20 protein-coding genes are annotated in these 17,226 nt (G+C 62.7%); 8 read left to right on the forward strand and 12 right to left on the reverse strand.

The window, feature by feature from the left end; genetic code table 11:
* The first annotated feature begins 27 nt into the window (after positions 1-27).
* Entirely contained in the window at positions 28-588 is a 561-nt protein-coding gene (locus ACIPO9_RS16880) for a nitroreductase family protein (RefSeq protein WP_400782218.1), read from the forward strand.
* 111 nt (positions 589-699) lie between these two features.
* Here ACIPO9_RS16880 and ACIPO9_RS16885 read toward each other — a convergent pair whose 3' ends face one another.
* From ACIPO9_RS16885 to ACIPO9_RS16910, 6 genes are all read right to left on the reverse strand, one after another.
* The gene (locus ACIPO9_RS16885; protein ID WP_400782220.1) at positions 700-2,031 is read right to left on the reverse strand and encodes a sensor histidine kinase; all 1,332 of its coding nucleotides are present in this window, start codon (positions 2,029-2,031) and stop codon (positions 700-702) included.
* Between the two features lie 105 nt (positions 2,032-2,136).
* The gene (locus ACIPO9_RS16890) at positions 2,137-2,571 is read right to left on the reverse strand and encodes a Spy/CpxP family protein refolding chaperone (protein WP_400782223.1); all 435 of its coding nucleotides are present in this window, start codon (positions 2,569-2,571) and stop codon (positions 2,137-2,139) included.
* Positions 2,572-2,807: 236 nt separating this feature from the next.
* The gene (locus tag ACIPO9_RS16895; protein WP_400782225.1) at positions 2,808-3,485 is read right to left on the reverse strand and encodes a response regulator transcription factor; all 678 of its coding nucleotides are present in this window, start codon (positions 3,483-3,485) and stop codon (positions 2,808-2,810) included.
* A gap of 7 nt (positions 3,486-3,492) precedes the next feature.
* Entirely contained in the window at positions 3,493-3,912 is a 420-nt protein-coding gene (locus ACIPO9_RS16900) for a translation initiation factor 2 (protein ID WP_400782228.1), read from the reverse strand.
* 210 nt (positions 3,913-4,122) lie between these two features.
* A complete protein-coding gene (locus ACIPO9_RS16905; RefSeq protein ID WP_400610078.1) occupies positions 4,123-4,422 on the reverse strand; it encodes a YciI family protein in 300 nt (99 codons plus the stop codon).
* A gap of 1 nt (position 4,423) precedes the next feature.
* A complete protein-coding gene (locus tag ACIPO9_RS16910; RefSeq protein ID WP_274134487.1) occupies positions 4,424-5,032 on the reverse strand; it encodes a septation protein A in 609 nt (202 codons plus the stop codon).
* Positions 5,033-5,097: 65 nt separating this feature from the next.
* Here ACIPO9_RS16910 and ACIPO9_RS16915 point away from each other — a divergent pair, with 65 nt between their 5' ends.
* The 7 genes from ACIPO9_RS16915 to arfB all read left to right on the forward strand — a co-directional run bounded on the left by ACIPO9_RS16915 (position 5,098) and on the right by arfB (position 11,779).
* On the forward strand, positions 5,098-5,958 hold the full coding sequence (locus tag ACIPO9_RS16915; RefSeq protein ID WP_274134488.1) for a PHP domain-containing protein: 861 nt from the start codon (positions 5,098-5,100) through the stop codon (positions 5,956-5,958).
* Between the two features lie 13 nt (positions 5,959-5,971).
* Complete coding sequence (locus tag ACIPO9_RS16920) at positions 5,972-6,604, forward strand: L-threonylcarbamoyladenylate synthase (protein ID WP_274134490.1); 633 nt, start codon at positions 5,972-5,974, stop codon at positions 6,602-6,604.
* 128 nt (positions 6,605-6,732) lie between these two features.
* Positions 6,733-7,431, forward strand: a complete 699-nt coding sequence (locus ACIPO9_RS16925) for a ScpA family protein (RefSeq protein ID WP_274134551.1) — start codon at positions 6,733-6,735, stop codon at positions 7,429-7,431.
* A 16-nt stretch (positions 7,432-7,447) separates the two neighbouring features.
* Positions 7,448-8,206, forward strand: a complete 759-nt coding sequence (gene scpB / locus ACIPO9_RS16930; RefSeq protein ID WP_400782230.1) for an SMC-Scp complex subunit ScpB — start codon at positions 7,448-7,450, stop codon at positions 8,204-8,206.
* A 266-nt stretch (positions 8,207-8,472) separates the two neighbouring features.
* Complete coding sequence (rluB, locus tag ACIPO9_RS16935; RefSeq protein WP_274134493.1) at positions 8,473-9,678, forward strand: 23S rRNA pseudouridine(2605) synthase RluB; 1,206 nt, start codon at positions 8,473-8,475, stop codon at positions 9,676-9,678.
* A gap of 246 nt (positions 9,679-9,924) precedes the next feature.
* Positions 9,925-11,349, forward strand: a complete 1,425-nt coding sequence (locus ACIPO9_RS16940; protein WP_400782233.1) for an amino acid permease — start codon at positions 9,925-9,927, stop codon at positions 11,347-11,349.
* A 16-nt stretch (positions 11,350-11,365) separates the two neighbouring features.
* Positions 11,366-11,779 (forward strand): alternative ribosome rescue aminoacyl-tRNA hydrolase ArfB, encoded by a 414-nt coding sequence (arfB, locus tag ACIPO9_RS16945; RefSeq protein ID WP_274134497.1) that lies wholly within the window; start codon positions 11,366-11,368, stop codon positions 11,777-11,779.
* A gap of 100 nt (positions 11,780-11,879) precedes the next feature.
* On the opposite strand, the gene ACIPO9_RS16950 is transcribed toward arfB, so the two are convergent.
* The 6 genes from ACIPO9_RS16950 to phhA all read right to left on the reverse strand — a co-directional run bounded on the left by ACIPO9_RS16950 (position 11,880) and on the right by phhA (position 16,985).
* Positions 11,880-13,094, reverse strand: coding sequence for an MFS transporter (locus ACIPO9_RS16950; RefSeq protein WP_400782236.1), 1,215 nt, complete (start codon positions 13,092-13,094; stop codon positions 11,880-11,882).
* 174 nt (positions 13,095-13,268) lie between these two features.
* Positions 13,269-13,448, reverse strand: coding sequence for a hypothetical protein (locus ACIPO9_RS16955; RefSeq protein WP_274134501.1), 180 nt, complete (start codon positions 13,446-13,448; stop codon positions 13,269-13,271).
* Positions 13,449-13,978: 530 nt separating this feature from the next.
* Entirely contained in the window at positions 13,979-14,512 is a 534-nt protein-coding gene (locus ACIPO9_RS16960) for a DUF2867 domain-containing protein (protein ID WP_400782239.1), read from the reverse strand.
* 100 nt (positions 14,513-14,612) lie between these two features.
* Positions 14,613-15,809 carry an amino acid aminotransferase gene (locus tag ACIPO9_RS16965; protein ID WP_400782242.1) on the reverse strand — a complete coding sequence of 399 codons (1,197 nt, stop codon included), beginning with the start codon at positions 15,807-15,809 and terminating at the stop codon, positions 14,613-14,615.
* Positions 15,810-16,181 (reverse strand): 4a-hydroxytetrahydrobiopterin dehydratase, encoded by a 372-nt coding sequence (locus tag ACIPO9_RS16970; protein ID WP_400782245.1) that lies wholly within the window; start codon positions 16,179-16,181, stop codon positions 15,810-15,812.
* Between the two features lie 15 nt (positions 16,182-16,196).
* Positions 16,197-16,985 (reverse strand): phenylalanine 4-monooxygenase, encoded by a 789-nt coding sequence (phhA, locus tag ACIPO9_RS16975; protein WP_274134508.1) that lies wholly within the window; start codon positions 16,983-16,985, stop codon positions 16,197-16,199.
* Positions 16,986-17,226: the final 241 nt, after the last annotated feature.

Here is a 17,226-nt window from a genome sequence, read left to right on the forward strand (position 1 = left end):
TGCCCCATCATTTTCAGGAGACGACTTATGCAAGCGCTCGACCTTTTGCTCAATCGCGTGTCAGTTCCCCGGCTGATCGAACCGGCCCCGGACGCCGCTCAGCGTGAAGCGCTGTTCAGCGCTGCCCTGCGTGCGCCGGACCATGGCGGGCTCAAGCCCTACCGCTTCCTGACCGTGGAAGGCGAGGCGCGCAACCGCATGGGCGAGTTGCTGGCCCAGGCGCTGATCGACAAGGGCGGCGAGGCGGACGAGAAGGCGCTGGAGAAAGCCCGCTCGGGCCCGCTGCGCGCACCGCTTGTTGTGGTAGTGATCGCCCGTTTGCAGGATCACTACAAGGTGCCGAAGAAAGAGCAGGTCATCACCGCAGGCTGCGCGGCTCATGGGGTGTTGCTGGCGGCGTACTCGATGGGCGTGGGCGCGGTGTGGCGCACCGGCGATCTGGCGTACTCGCCGCAGGTGGCCAAGGGGCTGGGGTTGTCGGCCGATGAGGAAGTGGTCGCGTTCCTGTACCTGGGCACCCCGCTGAATCCGCCGCGCGAGGCACCAAAGGCTGACGTCGCTGATTTCGTCAGCGAGTGGCAGGGCTAAAAAGCCGACACCCGCCTTTGTAGGAGCGCGCTTGCCCGCGACCGCGGTCTGTCTGTGCCGAATGTGCCCTCTGACACACAGCAGTCGCGGGCAAGCGCGCTCCTACAGGGGTTATGCCTTGGTTTCGTTCGGGACGACGATACTCGCCACAAACCCGCCCTGCGGGTGATTCTCGAACACCAGGTTGCCGCCGTGTTTCTCCGCCGCGCGCCTGGCAATCGCCAGGCCCAGGCCGTAGCCCGGCGCGGTCTGGTTGGGGGCGCGGTAGAAGGGTTCGCCCAGTTGCGCCAGGTTTTCTGCGCTGACGCCCGGACCGTGATCGCGCACGCTGATGTGCAACGCGTCGTCGATCATGCTGGCGGTCAATTCGATGGGCTGGCCCGCCGGGTTGAAACGCAGGGCGTTGCGCAGCAGGTTGTCCAGAGCGCGCTCCAGCACATTCGGCCAGCCTGACAGGCTGACGCCGGGCTCGGTGTGCACCGCCACCGTCTGCTCGGTGCTGCTCAGCTCGGTTTCGGCCTTCAGGTGTTCGAGCAGCCCCGGCAGGTCCACCGGCGCGGCGCTGCCCATGTCGGCGTCCAGCCGGGCCAGTGCCAGGATTTCACTGATCAACTCCTCCAGACGATCGCACTCGCGGGTCAGGCGCGGCCAGAGCTTTTCCCGCTCGGCTGGTTCCGCGCGCTCGGCCAGTGCCAGGGCGATGCGCAGCCGCGCCAGTGGCGAGCGCAACTCGTGGGACACGTCACGCAGCAACTGGCGCTGGCTGGTGATCAGGCTTTGCAGGCGCGCGCCCATGCGGTTGAAATCGTGGGCCAGCACGCCGAATTCATCCCGCCGGTTGGCCAGTTGCGCCAGGCTGTTCTGTTGATAGGTGGTCTGCCCCAGGTCATGCACCGCGCCGCGCAGGCGGCTAAGGGGGCGGGTGATCGAGAAGGTCACCAGGAGGCTGAACAGGGTCAGCACCACCAGCGCGATCCCCAGCGCGCTGAGCGGCCACATCAGGCTCTGACGGTGCCAGGCGTCCAGTTCCGGGTGCGGGATTCGATAGATCAGCAGGTAGGTCTCGCCGCTTTTTTCGCTGGTGTATTCCGCTGTCAGACGGCGCCAGGGCAGGGGTCGCTGGTCGTCTTTCTGCTGGCGCGCCTCGAAGGCAGCGGCGCGCATCGGGAAGGTGCCGGGCACCACCGCCTCGCCGCTGTCATTGAGCACCTGGACGTCAAAGTGGTACTTGCGCTTGAGGTCCTGAAGGAAATCCTGGGCCGCGTCCTGGCCTTTTTCTTCGTACAGTTGCGTCCATTTCTCCGGCAGCTTGTGCAGGCCGGGGTGGCGGCTGAGGATCCAGGCGTCCTGATTGAGCATGTGCCCAAGCAGGATCGACAGACCTGCCACCAACGCGATTGCGAGCCAGAAGCTCGCCAGGATTCGCCAGAACAATGAACGCACGTGAGGCCCTCGTATGGGCCCCGGACGGCGGCCCTTGAATTGGAAAAACCCGACACGCTTGGGGTCGTGTCGGGTTGGGGAGTGTAACGCCGCGTCAGCTGCGGGTTACTGGGTCTTGGTCGCTTTCTGTGCTTTCCAGGCCTCGAATTCGGCGCGGTCGGCACGGCGTTGCTCGCGATCCTTCTGCATCTGGTCGAAGGTCTTCTGCTGATCCGGGGTCAGCATGGCGCGGATGTCAGTCTGGGTTTTAGCCCGGCTGGCCTCCATTTCATCCTTCATCGCCTTCTGGTCGGCTGGCGAGAGCTTGGCCAGGTATTTCTGGGTGATCTCGGAACGGCCGCGCCATTGATCGCCCATCAGTTTGCCGATTTTCTGGTGCTGCTCAGGGGTCAGGTTCAGTTTGTCGAACGGGCCCTTGTGATGATGCATGCCAGGGCCGTCGAAGCCAGGACCGCCCATGTGACCGCCTTCCGGTGGCGTGGCCATCGCAACGGTAGGCAGAGCAGCAGCGAACATCAAAGCCATCAGAGTCTTACGCATGGTGAATCTCCTTGTCTCGAATCCGGCTCTGTGCCGGTTGTGGCCAGTTTATGGAGATCAAGGTCAAGCGAGGTCAGGCGTGGGTAAAGCTTGGGTAAAGAGGGTTTTGAACTGACCTGACACAAGGCTGCTTTCGTGTAGGAGCGCGCTTGCCCGCGACCGCTGAGTATCAGACGGCACATCCGTCTCGGACAGCATGCGGTCGCGGGCAAGCGCGCTCCTACAGGATTGTGGTGCTAGGGAGCGTAGTAGTAACCACGGCTACGCAGCGCCACGATCCGCGGGCGGCCGTCGGCGTGGGGGCCGATCTTCTTGCGCAGGTTGCTCACATGCATGTCCAGGCTGCGGTCGTACAGGGTCAGCTTGCGCCCCAGCGCCAATTGCGCCAGTTCCTGTTTGTCCAGCGGCTCGCCGGGCTGGCCGAGCAGGGCCTCGAGCAGGCGCGCTTCGGACACGGTCAGGGTGAATTCCTGTTCGTCGATGGTCACCACGCCACGGGCCGGGCTGAAGCACAGGTCGCCCAGCTCGATCTGGCTGGACACGGCGGTCGGGTGGCTGCGGCGCAGCACCGCGCGCAGGCGGGCAGTCAGCTCCCGGGGATCGCAGGGCTTGGCCAGATAATCGTCGGCGCCGAGCTCAAGGCCCAGGATACGATCAAGGGGTTCGCCGCGGGCCGAGAGCATCAGCACGGGCAGGTCAGGGTGGTCGGTGCGCAATTGCTTGAGCAGCTCCAGACCGCTGCCGTCGGGCAGCATCACGTCCAGCACCACGGCCGCAGGCGCAGCCTCGGCCAGTGCTTTGCGAGCACTCATGCCATCGTGGCAGGCCCGCACCTGAAAGCCTTCCTGGCTCAACCAACTGCTCAGGAGCTCGCACAGCTCCTGGTCATCATCAATAAGTAACAGCTCGCTCATGACTCACTCAATTTAGCCATTGCCGACGCTGTCTACGCCAGCCGCTGGCAAAGATACCGCACAGCAGGGCCACCATTGCAACGCCGCCCCCTGTGACGAACCATTGTTGTTGCTCGGTCAGCATGCGCGCAGGCATCGCCGATTGTACTTCTTTGAGCTGCAGTTTAAGCCTTTGGTTCTCCTGGCGCAGGCGCCCAAGCTGAATACTTTCGCGCTCGGCGTCGGCATTCTGCAGCTTGCGGGTCAATTCTTCGCGTTGTTTCTCGCTTTCGGCCAGGCGCTGGCGCAACTCGGTCAACTGGGTGGCCGTGCTGGGCAGCGGCAACGCATGGCTGACGCTGTCAGCGGTTTCTTCGGCTTGAACGTTGAGACTCATCGCTGAGACGGCGAGCGCGGCCGCCAGCAGACACCACGGACGTGGACGCATCTGGACTCCTGACTATTGTTGGTCTTGGCAGGATATCGGCAGGTGGGTGCGAATGATGAGCGGTGGGGGAGGGGCAGTGCCGGGGGGATCGATGATCCTGAATCAATAACGAACTGTGGGAGCGGGCTTGCCCGCGAAGGCGGCGGTCCAGACAACATCGCATTGCCGGACATCCCTCTTCGCGGGCAAGCCCGCTCCCACAAGGGGGGCTTACGGCAGCACTTGCTTGAACGGCTTGACCACCACGTGATCGTACACACCCGCGGCGATGTACGGATCGGCGTCGGCCCAGGACTGAGCCGCGCTCAGGGATTCGAACTCGGCCACGATCAGGCTGCCGGTGAAGCCCGCAGCACCCGGGTCATTGCTGTCCACGGCAGGCATCGGGCCGGCCAGCACGATGCGGCCTTCGTTTTTCAGCGCGGTCAGGCGCTCAAGGTGCGCAGGGCGGGCGGCCAGGCGCTTTTCCAGCGAGTTGGCGACGTCTGTTGCCACGATTGCGTAGAGCATTTCAGTCCTCGGTCTTTTTGGTGGAAGGCTGCGTCGATGCGTCGGCATCGTGCATGTGACGGGCGAGGAAAATACCCTGGCCAATCAGGAAAATCAGGGTCATGCCCAGGCTGCCGAAGACTTTGAAGTCAACCCAGAAGTCCTGGTAGGTGAAAGCCACATAAAGGTTGGCGGCGCCGCAGAACAGGAAGAACACGATCCAGGCGATGTTCAGTTTGACCCAGATGGCCTGGGGCAGCGTCAGCGCGTGGCCCATGATGCGCTGGATCAGCAGGCGGTCGCCGATGAAGTGGCTGCCGGCGAAGATCAGGGCGAACACCCAGTTGACCACCGGGGCTTTCCATTTGAGGAATGTTTCACTGTGGAAGGCCAGGGTCAGGCTACCGAAGACCAGGCAGGCGGCGAGGGTGAGCCACTGGCTTTTTTCCAGTTTGCCCTGACGCACGTAAAGAATGCCGTACACCACGATGGAACTGGCGATCAGCATCGCGGTGGCGCTGAAAATCCCGCCTACCATGAAGCTGTGGCCCATGATGTCGACGGCTTGGGGGCTGATTTTATAGACGATGAAAAACAGGATAAGCGGGATGAAGTCGATGAATTGTTTCACAGTAAGAGCCAGAAGCTGGATGTGACGGCATAATAACAAACATCAATGACTGCGAAAGCGCCCCCATGAATGTCGATCTGCATTGTCACAGTACTGCTTCCGATGGCGCTCTGGCGCCCGCGGCACTCGTCGCGCGCGCCCATGAAAACGGCGTCCGGGTGCTGGCGCTGACCGATCACGACACCATCGAAGGCCTCGAAGAAGCCCGCACGGCGGCGCTTGCGCTGGACATGCAGCTGATCAACGGCATCGAGCTGTCCTGCACCTGGGGTGGTGCCACCATCCATATTCTGGGCTACGGTTTTGATGTCGATGCAAGGCCGTTGCTCGATGCCATTGAGCAATTGCACACCGGGCGCTGGTTGCGCGCCGAAGAAATCAGTCGCAAATTGGCGATGAAAGGTATGCCCGGGGCGCTGGAAGGTGCCCGAGCGGTCCAGATGACCCTCGGCGACAGCGGCAATGCGCCGGCGCGGCCGCACTTCGCCGACTTTCTGGTCAATGAAGGTTTCGTCAAGGATCGTGCCGAAGCCTTTCGCAAATGGCTGGGCGCGGGCAAGCTGGGCGACGTCAAGCAGCACTGGCCGACCCTCGAAGACACCGTCGCCACGTTGCGCAGCGCCGGGGCCTGGGTCAGCCTGGCGCACCCCTGGCATTATGATTTCACTCGCAGCAAGCGCCGCAGGCTGGTGTCCGAGTTCCTTGCCGCCGGAGGCCAGGCGATCGAGGTGGTCAACGGCCTGCAACCTGCCGACCAGGTGGGCAGCCTCGCCATTCTGGCCCGAGAGTTCGGTCTGCTGGTGACTGCCGGCAGCGATTTTCATGCCCCAGGCGCCTGGTCCGAGATCGGCGTCTACCGTCCCTTACCGGAGGATCTGCCGCCCTTGTGGCGTCGGTTCAAACATGACCAGCCTACTGCCGTCTGAACAGGAAGATACCGTGAGTCAATTTTTCCAGGTCCACCCGGAGAACCCGCAGGCGCGTCTGATCAAACAGGCCGTGGACATCATCAAGCGCGGGGGACTGGTGGTGTACCCCACCGATTCGTCCTACGCGCTGGGTTGCCAGATGGGCGACAAAAGCGCCGTAGAGCGCATCCGCCGTCTGCGCCAGCTCGACGACAAGCACAATTTCACCCTGATGTGCTGCGACCTGTCGCAACTGGGCCTGTTCGCCAAGGTCGATACCGCCGCCTTTCGCGAACTCAAGGCCCACACGCCGGGGCCCTATACCTTCATTCTCAACGCCACGCGGGAAGTGCCGCGCCTGGTGCTGCACCCCAAGCGCCGCACCATCGGCCTGCGGGTCCCGCGTCACCCGGTGGCCCAGGCGCTGTTGCAGGAACTGGGCGAGCCGCTGATGAGCGTGAGCCTGATCATGCCCGGCGAAACCCTGCCGATGAGCGACCCGTTTGAAATGCGCGAAGTGCTCGAACATCAGGTTGACCTGATCATCGACGCAGGTCACGGCGGGGTTTCCGCCTCCACGGTCATCAACCTGTCCGAAGGCGAGCCCCAGGTGGTACGCGTCGGTTGCGGCGACCCGACGCCGTTCGGGGTTGAAGTCGAGTGACCGAGGCGCAGTTGCAAGAGCCGGCGCTGGATCCCCAGGCCGATGCCCAGCAGGAATTGCCGTTTGCCATGGTCTACGGCCAGGCCGTCACGCAGATGCCGCTGGACCTGTACATTCCTCCGGACGCGCTGGAGGTCTTTCTCGAAGCCTTCGAAGGCCCGCTCGACCTGCTGCTGTACCTGATTCGCAAACAGAACATCAACATCCTCGACATCCCGGTGGCGGAGATCACTCGCCAGTACATGGGCTACGTCGAGCTGATGAAGACCGTGCGCCTGGAGTTGGCCGCCGAGTACCTGGTCATGGCCGCAATGCTTGCCGAGATCAAGTCGCGCATGCTGCTGCCGCGTTCGGAAGCCGCCGAAGCCGAAGAGGATGACCCACGGGCCGAGCTGATTCGCCGCCTGCAGGAGTACGAGCGCTTCAAGGCCGCCGCCGAGGGCATCGACACCCTGAGTCGCGTGGGCCGTGACGTCGTGGTGCCCAGGCTCGACGCCCCGGAGGCACGGGCGCGCAAGTTGTTGCCAGACGTTGCCCTGGAAGAACTGCTGGTGTCCATGGCCGAGGTGCTGCGCCGTGGCGACATGTTCGAAAGCCACCAGATCAGCCGCGAAACCCTGTCCACCCGCGAGCGCATGAGCGATGTGCTGGAGCGCTTGAAAGGCGCAGGCTTCGTCCCCTTCGCCGAGCTGTTCACGGCAGAGGAGGGGCGCCTGGGTGTGGTGGTGACCTTCATGGCCGTGCTGGAACTGGTCAAGGAGCAACTGGTGGAACTGGTGCAGAACGAACCCTTCGCTGTCATTCATGTGCGCGCCCGAGCCGAATAAAGAGCAAGACTGATCGATGAACCTCAACGAACCCCGTGACCTTGCCTCGCTGCTCGAAGCCTTCCTGCTGGCCTCCGGTAAACCGCAATCGCTGGAGCGCCTTTACGAGCTGTTCGAGGAGGCCGAGCGCCCGGCGCCTGCGGTCTTCAAGAAAGCCCTGACGCTGCTGGGCAAGTCCTGTGACAGCCGCGCGTTCGAGTTGAAAGAGGTGGCGTCGGGGTATCGCCTGCAGATCCGCGAAAAATTCGCGCCCTGGGTCGGCCGCCTGTGGGAGGAGCGCCCCCAGCGTTATTCCCGCGCCTTGCTCGAAACCATGGCGCTGATCGCCTACCGCCAGCCGATCACCCGGGGCGAGATCGAGGACGTGCGCGGCGTTGCGGTGAACAGCAATATCGTCAAGACGCTGATGGAGCGCGAGTGGATTCGCATCGTGGGTTATCGGGACGTGCCCGGCAAACCTGCGATGTTCGCCACCACCAAGGCGTTTCTCGATCACTTCAACCTGAAAAGCCTGGACGAACTGCCACCCCTGGCCGACCTTCGGGAGATGGAAGCCGAGCCGGTGCTCGATTTCGACGACGCCCCGGTGCCCGCGCATCTGCAGGCGCTGGCCGATGCGGCGCTGGCCGAGGACGGCGAATCCCAGGAGCCCGAAGCGCCCCGGGACGAAACCAGCTTCCGCAGCCTGCTGGCCGAACTGGACACGATGGAGCAGGGCCTCAAGACCGATTTTGATGATTTGCTGGTGGATGAGGATGATCAGGAGACGCAGTAACGTCGAAATTCGCCGCCTACCCTGTAGGAGCGCGCTTGCCCGCGACCGCAGTCTATCTGTGACACACCTTTCGTCTGGCCCGACGCTATCGCGGGCAAGCGCGCTCCTACGAGGCTGGTGTCGTTGCTTAGGCAAGAAATCCCCACGATCCGACGGTTTTCATCTAGTCTCTGATGCGCAACCGGCGCCATCCGCGTATGATGCTCGGCCTTTTGGCGATCCCGTTCGCCAGACACTTCAGATTCGACACACCGGGAGGTGCCCAGATGAGTGAACAAGACAAGCAGGACAAAGAGATCGGCCCAGCAGGCGAGAAACTGCAAAAGGTGCTGGCGCGTATTGGCGTCGGCTCGCGCCGTGACGTCGAGGCCTGGATCGGCGAAGGCCGGATCAAGGTCAACGGCGTACAGGCAAGCCTGGGTCAGCGCGTCGACCTGCACGACGCGATCAGCGTCGATGGTCGCGTCATCAAGCGCGAAGAAGCGGCCGAAACGGTCCGCCGCGTCATCATGTACAACAAGCCCGACGGCGAAATCTGCACCCGTGACGACCCGGAAGGCCGTCCGACCGTGTTCGATCGCCTGCCGCGCCCGAAAGAAGGCCGCTGGATCAACATCGGCCGCCTGGACATCAACACCACCGGTCTTCTGATGTTCACCACCGACGGTGAGCTGGCCAACCGCCTGATGCACCCATCGTTCGAGATGGACCGCGAATACGCCGTGCGCGTGCGTGGCGAAGTCGACGACGACATGCTGCTGCGTCTGAAGAACGGCGTGATCCTGGAAGACGGTCCGGCGCGTTTCACCGACATCCAGCAGGCACCGGGCGGCGAAGGCTTCAACCATTGGTACCACTGCGTGGTGATGGAAGGTCGCAACCGCGAAGTCCGCCGCCTGTGGGAATCCCAGGGGCTGGTGGTGAGCCGTCTGAAGCGCGTGCGTTTCGGTCCGGTGTTCCTCAACTCCGACCTGCCGATGGGTCGCTGGCGCGAAATGAGCCAGCAGGAAGTCGACATCCTCAGCGCCGAAGTCGGCCTGACGCCGGTCGCCATGCCGCAGATGAACGCCAAGACCAAGGACAAGCTGGCACGCCTTCAGCGCCAGTCTTCCCGTCCGCTGGGCAAGGGCGAGCGCGTGCGTCAACTGCGTCCGGCCAAGGATGCCGTACCTGCCGAGCGTCCGGCCCGCGAGCCGCGCCTGGCCGATGGCGAGCGTCCAGCACGCAAGCCCGCCGACGGCAGCCGTCCGGCCCGCACACCGCGTCCAGCGGCCGGCGGTCGTAGCGACAGCAGCCGTGGCACGCCAGTGGCCGAGCGTCCGAGCGAGATGAACAAGCGCCCGGCCAAGCCCAAGACCACCCGTCCTGGCATCAAGCTGGTGGACGACGACAAGACCCCGTCGGGCAAGCGTCGCGGCGCCCCGGCAGGTTCGGGCCAGCGCCCGGGCTTCGGTCGTCGCAAGCCTGAGTGATCCTGCCTTGATGTGAACAAACGCCAGTCCCCGTGACTGGCGTTTTCTTTTCTGCGCTGTTTACCCATCGACCCCGCGCCTGCCACGACGGCGTTTGAGGTGTACAATGCGCCGCGTTTTTTCTGTGCAGCTTCGGCGTATGGACGCCAAACCACTCGGGATTTACCCATCCCGTTTCATTCCGCCACGTCATGAGCGTGTCGGGTTCGATTCCGTCGCAGACAAGAACAATAAGGTGACTTTGCAATGAGTGAACACATGTCCCATTCAGGTGACTTGAAGCGTGGTCTCAAAAACCGCCACATCCAGCTGATCGCCCTGGGCGGCGCCATCGGCACAGGCTTGTTCCTGGGATCGGCGGGCGTGCTCAAATCGGCGGGTCCGTCGATGATCCTTGGCTATGCCCTGTGTGGCTTCATCGCCTTCATGATCATGCGCCAGTTGGGCGAAATGATCGTCGAAGAGCCGGTGGCCGGGTCCTTCAGCCATTTCGCACACAAATACTGGGGTGGTTTCGCAGGCTTTCTGTCGGGCTGGAACTGCTGGGTGCTGTACATCCTGGTCGGCATGTCGGAACTGACCGCCGTCGGCAAATATGTGCAGTACTGGTGGCCGGAGATCCCGTCGTGGGCCTCGGCCGCAGTCTTTTTCGTGATGATCAACGTGATCAACCTGGCCAACGTCAAGGTGTTCGGCGAGGCCGAGTTCTGGTTCGCGATCATCAAGGTCGTGGCCATCCTGGGCATGATCGCCCTGGGCAGCTACATGCTGGTCAGCGGCAGCGGCGGCCCGCAGGCGTCGGTCAGCAACCTGTGGGAACACGGCGGCTTCTTCCCCAATGGCGTGAGCGGCCTGGTGATGGCGCTGGCGTTCATCATGTTCTCGTTTGGCGGCCTGGAAATGCTCGGCTTTACAGCCGCCGAAGCCGACCAGCCCAAGACCATCATTCCCAAGGCCATCAATCAGGTGATCTACCGGATCCTGATTTTCTACATCGGCTCGCTGGTGGTGCTGCTGTCGCTGACCCCATGGAATGCGCTGCTGGTCGACCTGAACGCGTCGGGCGATGCCTACAGCGGCAGCCCGTTCGTTCACGTGTTCTCGATGCTGGGCAGCAACACCGCCGCGCACATTCTCAACTTCGTGGTCCTGACCGCGGCATTGTCGGTGTACAACAGTGGCACCTACTGCAACGCGCGGATGCTCTTCGGCATGGCCGAGCAGGGCGATGCGCCCCGGTCCCTGGCGCGGGTCGATGGCCGTGGGGTGCCGGTGCGGGCGATCCTGGTGTCGGCGGCGGTGACGCTGATCGCCGTGCTGCTCAACTACCTGATCCCGCAGAATGCGCTGGAGCTGCTGATGTCGCTGGTGGTCGCGACGCTGGTCATCAACTGGGCGATGATCAGCTACTCGCACCTCAAGTTCCGCCAGCACATGGCGCGCAAGGGCCTGCAGCCGCTGTTCAAGGCGCTCTGGTACCCATACGGCAACTACCTGTGCCTGGCGTTCGTGGTGCTGATCCTGGGGATCATGCTGATGATTCCGGGCATTCAGGTGTCGGTGTACGCTATCCCGGTGTGGCTGGTGGTGATGTGGGTGTTCTACGTCATCAAGAACAAGCGCCACAGCGACGGCGAATCGATGGCCCAGCGCACATCGATCATCAAGTAAGCACCGAAGGGGCCTGATGCTCATCATCTCCAACAACGTGCACCTGCCTGACAGCGAAGTCGAGCTGACCGCCATTCGCGCCCAGGGCGCGGGCGGGCAGAACGTCAACAAGGTGTCCAGCGCGGTGCACCTGCGCTTTGATATCAACGCCTCGTCACTGCCGCCGTTCTACAAAGAACGGCTGTTGGCGCTCAGTGACAGCCGCATCACCAGCGATGGCGTGATCATCATCAAGGCGCAGCAATACCGCACCCAGGAGCAGAACCGCGCCGATGCGTTGTTGCGTTTGAGCGAGTTGATTGTCAGCGCGGCAAAGGTCGAGAAAAAACGCCGCCCGACCAAGCCGACCCTGGGCTCGAAGACCCGCAGACTGGAAGCCAAGTCCAAGCGCGGGTCGATCAAGGCAGGGCGCGGAAAGATAGATTTCTAATACAACTACGCTCTCGTAGCAGCACAGCTTGCCGGCGGGAGCGGTGTGTCAGACGGCGCATTCGTCACAGACACGCCGCCCCCGCCGGCAAGCCGCGCTGCTACGAGGCGGTTTTCTTCTCCCGCATCACCTGTGCCTGCTTGTACAGGTACACGCTCAACCCCAGCCCACCCAACGACGCCAAGGCCGCGAACAGAAAGATCGACGCGAAGCCAAAGCCCGACGCCACGGCGCCCGCCACCGGCCCGGTGATCCCCAGCGACAGATCAATGAACAACGAATAAGCCCCCACCGCCGCGCCACGGCTGGACGCAGGCACCAGATTCACCGCCTCGACCCCCAGCGCCGGGAACACCAGCGAGAAGCCGAAACCGGTCAGCGCCGCACCGGCCAGCGCAAGATTCGGGTTCGGTGCCAGCCACAGCAACAGCAAGCCCAGTGTTTCGACCGAGAGACAGGCAATCGCCACCCGAAAACCACCCAGGCGGTTGATCATGTTGCCGAACAGCAAACGCGCGCCGATGAAGCAGGCGCCGAACAGGCTCAGGCACAACACGGCGTTGGGCCAGGTGTGGCTGGCGTAGTACAGGGTGATGAAGGTCGCGATGGTGCCGAAGCCGATGGAACCCAGCGCAAGGCCGGTGCCATGGGGCAGCACACGGCCCAGCACATGCAGGAACGGCATGCGTTCGCCGTGCACGATGGGCGCCGGGGTTTTCTTCCAGGCCAGGGCAATGCCCAGCGCGGCCAGCAGGATGATGCTCACGCCCATGGCCCACAAGCCCAGGCTCTTGACCAGCAACACGCCGACGGGGGCGCCGATGGCCAGCGCGCCGTAGCTGGCGATGCCGTTCCAGGAGATGACCTTGGCGGTGTTCGCAGCACCGACGCGGCCGATGCCCCAGCCGATGGAGCCGGAGCCCACCAGGCTTTCCGCACTGCCCAGCACCAGCCGGCCAACGAACAGGCTGAGCAGGCTGACCATCGGCCAGGCATCGAGCCATCCCGCGAGCAACATGAACACGCCGCTCAGACCACAGCCGAACAGGCCGATGATCACGGCCTTTTTCGACCCGCGGTTATCGATGATGCGCCCGGCGTACGGACGGCTGAGCAGAGTGGCCAGGTATTGCACGCTGATGACCAGCCCCGCCGTCACGGCGCCAAAACCCAGGTCCGTGTGGACGTAGCCAGGCAAGACCGCCAACGGGATGCCGATGTTGAGGTAGCCGATGAAGGTGAACAGGACGATGGAAACGACCTGCAAGGTGACGGCGATAGGGCGTTGTGTTGCGGCGCTCGAAGCGTCTGACATGAGCATCAATCCACGATTGCACTTGAGAAAAAACAGCGGGGCAGAAACCTGATGGAGCGTAGACGCTTGAAAGCCAGGCGATGCCACATGATAACGAGGCGGGCGTGCCAGTGGCAGCCGAAGGTTGAACCGGGCCTGTACGAAATGGCCTTGTTCGGGGGCGTATTGTTCTGATTATTTGGCGGCGGGCGCCAGGAGTTGCGTGGTGACCAGGGCCGCGAGGGCGTTTTCCTGGGTGCCGAAGCGGGCCAGCAGGGCTTGCTGTTTTTCGGGGCTCAGGCGTGCCCAGATTTCGATCATCTTTTCGGCGGTGCCGATCAGGGCCTGGGCTTGAGTTTCGGTAAATTCGGTCATGCGGTCCATTATCGGAGCAATTCAGCCCTTATGGAAGTACGCCTTGCAGACGCTCTTGCATAGGGGCTGAAAACTTAGCCTTCAGCGTTGGCCTTGGGCTTTCTTGCTATCACCGTCTTTCGCTCCGGCTTTCATCTCGATCGGCTGACCGAGTTCCTGTCGGGCTGCTGCGCTTTGCTGGGTTTGGCTTGGGAAGGGGAAGTTTGGGATTTCATGCATCGTCTGTCGCTCCTCACAAGTTGCTTGGTTCGGTTCGCCGGTTGCGTTGTGCGCGTGTTTGCAAACCGCCCTGAGCTGCCGATCAGGCAGCGCGTCCATAAAACGCACAGGGAGAATACAGCACATCAAATGACAAACTGACTTTTAATGATGGCCGTTGGTCATGTAGTGGCGATGCGAGGCTACAACCAAAACCGCCAGCCACCACCGAGCCCCGTAGGAGCGCGCTTGCACGCGATGGCGGTGTGTCAGTTGTTGCATCTGTGGCTGACACACCGCAGTCGCGGGCAAGCGCGCTCCTACAGAGGGGGTCATGGGATTCTGTTGAGCAGGGACCTTACCACCGCCCGGTGAAATGGAGCGATCAACCGCAGATAGCCTTTGCCCACCATCGTATGGGGGTTGACCGTCGATGACACGTAGACGCTTTGCGACTGAGGTTGCGAGATCAGCAGAACCTCGATCGTGACCTCAAAGTGTCGGTCTTCCAGAGTCAGCAGCAGCTTGTCGGCATCTGACGACAGGACCCGAAAAAAGTCGAGATCGTCCCCAGTGCACACTGCCGGAGGCCGCGTGGTGCGGGAGCTGAATCCTCGGGTAGGCGTCATGCCCAGCCAGCGGACCAGGCCATCGCGAACGGCCAGCAAGCGGATCACCCAGGTCGGCGCTGCGCGGGTCATTTCCAGATAGGCGGCCAGAGGCGCGGTGAACCTTGCAGCCTGGAAGCGGCGTACAAAGCAGTCGCTGTAGTATACGTGGGGAAACAGGTTCCCCCGCGAACTTTGTCGAGGGGGTTGTGAGGCCGTGGCGCGAGAAGCGCGAGCGTAGCTGACGGCTTCCTCCATGATGATGACTCTCCTTGTGTCAAACAGCCTTGTAGCAGCCCGGGCGGGCGGCGCACGGCTTGCCGGCAGGTTACCCCTGCCGGCAGGTGAAACTACAGAATCAATCCTTGCATACCGCCGCAAACGCCGCTGCCAGCGCATCCAGGCGCGTGGCGTCGATGCCGGCGACGTTGGCGCGGCCGGCGGCGACCATGTAGACGCTGTGTTCCTTGCGCAGGCGGGCGACCTGGTCGTCGCTCATGCCGGTGTAGGAGAACATGCCGCGTTGGACGCCGATGTGGGCGAAGCGCTCACCCAGGCCCAGTGGGGTCAGGGCTTCGACAAGGCCCAGGCGCAGTTGCGCGATGCGGCTGCGCATTTCTTCCACTTCGTCGGCCCACAGGGCCTTGAGCTCCGGGTCTCCGAGGATTTCGGCGACGACGGCCGCGCCGTGATCCGGCGGGTTGGACCACAGGTTGCGTGCGGTGGCCGACAGCTGGCTGCGAACGTCTGCCAGTTTTTCGCTGGTGTCGGCGCACACCAGCAGCGCGCCGGTGCGTTCGCGGTACAGGCCGAAGTTCTTCGAACAGGAACTGGTAATCAGCAATTCCGGCAGCTCGGCGGCAAACAGGCGCACCGCCCAGGCGTCCTCCTGCAGGCCGTCGCCGAAGCCCTGATAGGCGAAGTCGATCAGCGGCAGCAGGTTGCGGCGCTTGACGATCTTCAGCACTTCGCGCCAGTCGTCGTGGCCCAGGTCAAAACCGGTGGGGTTGTGGCAACAGGCGTGCAGCAGGACCACGTCGCCTTCCGGCACGGTGTTCAAGGCTTCCAGCATGGCCGGCACATTGAGCTTGTTGTCGCTGCCCACGTAGGGGTAGTGGCTGACCTTGAGGCCCGCTGCGGCATAGATGGTTTCGTGGATCGGCCAGGTCGGGTCGCTCAGCCAGATGCCTTTGCCGGGCAGGCAATTGGCGATGAAGTCAGCCGAGAGGCGCAGCGCACCGGTGCCACCCGGGGTCTGGGTGGCGCCCACGCGTTTTTGCGCGATCAGCGGCGAGTCTTCGCCCATCACCAGTTCACAGATCAGCTCACCGAATCGCGGCTCGCCATGGCCGCCGATGTAGGTCTTGGTCGGCTGCGAATCCACCAGACGCTGTTCGGCCAGCTTGACCGCTCGGGGAATGGTGGTCAGGCCCTGCGCGTCCTTGTACACGCCAACGCCCAGGTCGAACTTGTTCGGGTTGGGGTCGCTGGCGTAGGCCTGGATCAGGCCAAGAATGGGATCGTCCGGTACGCGCTGAATCTGTGAAAAATGCATTTACTTACGGCCCTCGGCGCCTTTGGCCACCTCGTCGGTGCGGGCGGCCATGATGAAGTCGTTGCGGTGCAGCCCCTTGATCGAGTGGCTCCACCAGGTCACGGTCACCTTGCCCCATTCGGTCAAGAGACCCGGGTGGTGACCTTCGGCTTCGGCAATTTCGCCGACCGCGTTGGTAAACGCCAGCGCAAATTTGAAATTCTTGAAGAGATAGACCTTCTCCAGTTGCATCACGCCATCACGGACTTCGATGTTCCAGTCCGGAATCTGGCGCAGCAGTTCTGGCAATTCGGCTTCGCTGACCTGTGGCGCGTCGGCACGGCAGGCTTCGCAGTGGGCCTGATTCAGCGGGTTTGGTTGGGGAGCGGTCATGAAGGTTTTCCTTTGTCAGGCAGCTTTGTTTTTAGGGGGAAAGCGTGGGGCGTGCAGGCCCAGTTCGGTGGCGGTGCGCACCATGCCCATGATGTCCTCGTGGGCGAGGTCGAACAGGCGCTTGAGATCCGGCAGCACAAAATAGAGGGGCTGCAGGATGTCGATGCGATACGGCGTGCGCATGGCTTCGATCGGGTCGAAAGCCTGATGTTCAGGTGTAGACGACAGGCTGTAAACGGTCTCCTTGGGCGATGAGAGGATGCCGCCTCCGTAGATCTTGCGGCCCTGGGCAGTGTCCACCAGGCCAAATTCGATGGTCATCCAGTAGAGACGGGCAAGATACACGCGCTGCTCTTTGCTGGCTGCCAGACCCAGCTTGCCGTAGGTGTGGGTAAATTCCGCAAACCAGGGGTTGGTCAGCAGCGGGCAATGTCCGAAAACTTCATGGAAGATGTCGGGCTCTTGCAGGTAATCCAGTTCTTCCGGGGTACGAATGAAGGTGGCCACGGGAAAGCGCTTGCTGGCCAGCAGTTCGAAGAAGGTCTGAAAGGGGATCAATGCCGGAACACGGGCGACTTGCCAGCCGGTGGTAGCTTCCAGCACGCGATTGATCTCGGCCAGTTGCGGAATGCGCTCGTGGGGCAGGGCCAGTTGCTCGATGCCGTCGAGGTACTCCTGGCAGGCGCGACCTTCGATCACCTTCAACTGACGGGTGATCAAGGTGTTCCACACGCCGTGTTCGGCTTCGGGGTAATGGATGAAGCCGCTGGCGTCGGGTTCTCGGGCGACGTACTGCGTGCTCATGCTGCTCTCCTGAATGGTTTGTTCTTGTTCTTGAGCAATGGGTTGCGGGTTCGTCCCCACTTGTGGATATAGATACCGGTTTGTGTGCCATTTGCCGCGAGGATGCTGTGACTGGAGGCGCGGGAAATCTGTGTTACCTGTAAAGAAATCCTGACAGCCGTAGGAGGGGGCGCGAAATATCGGCCTGAAATCGCCGCAGACAAGCTTGAACTGTCACGTATTCTTGACGGTAAACTTGGAG

Source organism: Pseudomonas sp. NPDC090203 (assembly GCF_044746765.1).
GTDB lineage: Bacteria > Pseudomonadota > Gammaproteobacteria > Pseudomonadales > Pseudomonadaceae > Aquipseudomonas > Aquipseudomonas putida_AD.